Source organism: Rubneribacter sp. (genome assembly GCF_965361815.1).
In genome coordinates this window covers 1-3,014 of the sequence record NZ_CBDTNW010000041.1, presented here as the reverse complement: position 1 = coordinate 3,014, position 3,014 = coordinate 1, and the positions used below count along the sequence as shown (strand labels likewise).

Sequence of the window (3,014 nt, the reverse complement as noted above, 5' to 3'; positions counted from 1 at the left end):
CCTGCAGCCGGGCGCGCAAGCCCTTGCGGCCCGCGCGCCCGGCTGCGGCTACTTCTTGGCCGAGGCCTTCCTGCGCGTGCCGGTTCGCCTGGTCGGGGCCTTGCGCGCGCCCTTCGCGCTTGCCTTCTCCTTCTCCTCCTGCTCCTTGCCGGGGCAGTCGAAATTGGGGCAGAGCTTCCAGGGTCCGCGGTTGGTGGTGACCACCACCAACGGCGCGCCGCAGTGCTCGCACACCTCCCCCGTAGCCTCGAGCCTGCCGTACTGGGGCAGCGGGTAGCCCGTGCCGCACTCGTCGTAGTTCTCGCAGTGGATGAAGCGCTTCAGGGTCCGGGGGTTTTTCTGGGCGATGAGCTTCGCCTCCTTGCCCTTGGCCTTGCACGCGGGGCACTCCCCCACCACCACGTCGGGTTCTTTGTTCGTGGCGCAGTTCGGATCGATGCACACGGTGCGCGGCTTGGACCGAAACGCCGTCACCTTCACCTGCGGCATGCCGCAGACGGGGCACTTCTCCTCCACGGCCTCCACCTTGCCCTTGGGCAGCGGGTAGGTGACGTCGCAGTCGGGCCAGCCGGCGCAGCCGATGAACATGCCGCGCGTCTTCTGGCTCGCGCGCAGCTGCAGGTCCTTGCCGCATTTCGGGCACGGGCCCACGTAGGCGTCCGCGGCCACGGCGTCGGCAAGCGCGTCCTTCACCTCCTCGGAGTGCGGCAGCAGGCTGGCCAGCTGCTCGGCGAGCAGGTTGCGCGAGGTGGACACCACCGCGTCTTTGGTCGTGCGGCCCTCGGCGATGTTGTCCATCTCCTCTTCCAGCTCGGCCGTCATCTCCGGATGCGTGATGTGCGGCGCGAACTTGTCCAGCGCGTCGATGACCGCCATGCCCAGCTGCGAGGGCTCGATGGGGTCGTTTTGGATGTACTTCACCGTGTAGAGGCGCTCGATGATGGCATGGCGCGTGGACTTCGTGCCCAGGCCGAGCTTCTCCATCTCCTGGATGAGCTTGCCCTGGCTGTAGCGCGCGGGAGGCTCGGTCTGCTTCTTCGTGCAGACAGCGCCGTTGAAGGCGATCCTCTGCCCCTCGGAAAGCGCGGGCAGCTGCTCGTCTTTCTTCAGGCCGTAGGGGTAGATGGCGCGGAAGCCCGGCTTCACCAGCACGTCTCCCTTGGCCGTGAACGGCTCGCCCGCCACCTCAAGCGTCACCTTCGTGCCCTCCACCACGGCGGCCTCGGAAAGCGTGGCCAAAAAGCGCCGCGCGATGAGGTTGTACAGCTTGTAGTCGGCGGGAGCCAGATCGTCGGGCGTGGCCTTGGCCGTGGGGTAGATGGGCGGGTGGTCGGTCGTCTCCTTCTTGCCGCGCGTGGCCGTGAGCCTGCCTTTTGCCAAAAGCGCCTTGCAGTACGGCGCGTAGGCGGGGTTGCCGGAGATGGTGCGCACCGTTTCGGCCAAATCGAGCGAGCTGGGGTACACGGTGTTGTCCACGCGGGGGTAGGAGATGTAGCCGTCCATGTACAGGCTCTCGGCTATGCGCATGGTGCGCGCGGGGCTTAGGCCCTCGGCCGAGGCGGCCGCCATGAGCGAGGTGGTGTTGAACGGCACGGGCGGGACCACGGTGCGCTTGCGCTTCTCGACTGAGGCCACCGTGGCGCTCGTCGCGCCCTCTACGCGGGCCATGGCGGCCTTGGCCTCGGCCTCAACCTTGAAGCGAGCCGTGGCGTGCGGGGCCTCGAACGCGTCCGGCCCCTCGCCGGACGTGGGGCCTGTCTGGGCGCCCGCGTCGAACGCGCCTTTGATCACCCAGTAATCCTCGGGCACAAACGCCATCCGCTCGCGCTCGCGCGCCACGATGAGCGCGAGCGTGGGCGTCTGGACGCGCCCGGAGGAGCGCACGTTGCCGTAGCCGGCGAACTTCACGAGCGTGAGGTAGCGCGTGAGCACCGCGCCCCAGATCAGGTCGATGTCCTGGCGCGACGCGCCGGCGGAGGCCAGGTTGTCGTCCACGGCCACCAGGTTGCCGAACGCGTGGTTGATCTCTTCTTTCGTGAACGCCGAGTAGCGCGCGCGGGACACGGGCGCCGTCGGGTTCACCTCCTGGATGCAGGAGAGCGCGTCGCTTCCGATAAGCTCGCCTTCGCGGTCGAAGTCCGTGGCGATGATGACCGAGTCGGCCTTCTTCGCGAGGTTTTTGAGCGAGCGGATGATCTCCTTTTCCTTGGGCAGCTTCTTGATGGGGGCGTACACCAGATACGGCAGCGCGTCCATCTTCCACGCCTTGAGCTCCACGCCGTCCTCGGTGAAGGGCTTCTTCTTTTTGAAAGGGGGCTTGGGCAGCGCATCGGGCAGGCGGGCCGGCAGCGTCTCGCCCTCCTCGGTGACGCCCTGCCAGCCGCCGCGTTTCTTGTACACCATCGTCGGCGCGAAGTCGGGCTCTAGGATGTGGCCGCGCAGGCCGATGGTCACCCACTCCTCGCCGTCCACTTCGAAGCGGTACACGGGCGTGGAGTACACCTTGTCCGCCTTCGGCTTTTTCGCGCCCAAAAGATCGGCGATCTTCTGCGCCGCGTCGTTCTTCTCGGTTACCACCAGCTTCACGCGGTTCCCTCCTGTCCTTCCGGCCGCCTTGCGCGGCCCGTCTTCGTTCACACGGTGACCCCAACTGGTTTATTAACGTGTGCGGGGATGGCGCGCCTCGGCGCGCGTTCGCCGCGCCGCCTTGGGCGCAGCAGACGTAAGCATACACGATTTTGCCCGAAAGCGGCGCGCTCTCCGTCAAACCATAACTGACATGAGCGCGCGTTCGCACGATGCCGGGCCAAATTCCCTCCGGCGGGCCGCTTAAGGGCCCTCCGCCCGTCGGGCAAAGCCCTCCGAGGCGCGCTAGGCCCTGCGCGGCGGGCGCGGGCCGGCCGCACCCGCAGGTTGGTCGCAAACCGCGCCCTGTGGCAATTTGGGCGGCCGATCCGGCGCGCCGGCGGGCCGCGCGATTTCCGCGACCTGGGATTTCTCCGGGCACGAGGGGC

At 67.8% G+C, this 3,014-nt stretch carries 1 protein-coding gene; it reads right to left on the bottom strand.

The window, feature by feature from the left end; genetic code table 11:
- Window positions 1–48: 48 nt before the first annotated feature.
- The gene (locus ACWKY3_RS02550; RefSeq protein WP_449314861.1) at window positions 49–2,586 is read right to left on the bottom strand and encodes a DNA topoisomerase I; all 2,538 of its coding nucleotides are present in this window, start codon (window positions 2,584–2,586) and stop codon (window positions 49–51) included.
- Between the last annotated feature and the right edge of the window lie 428 nt (window positions 2,587–3,014).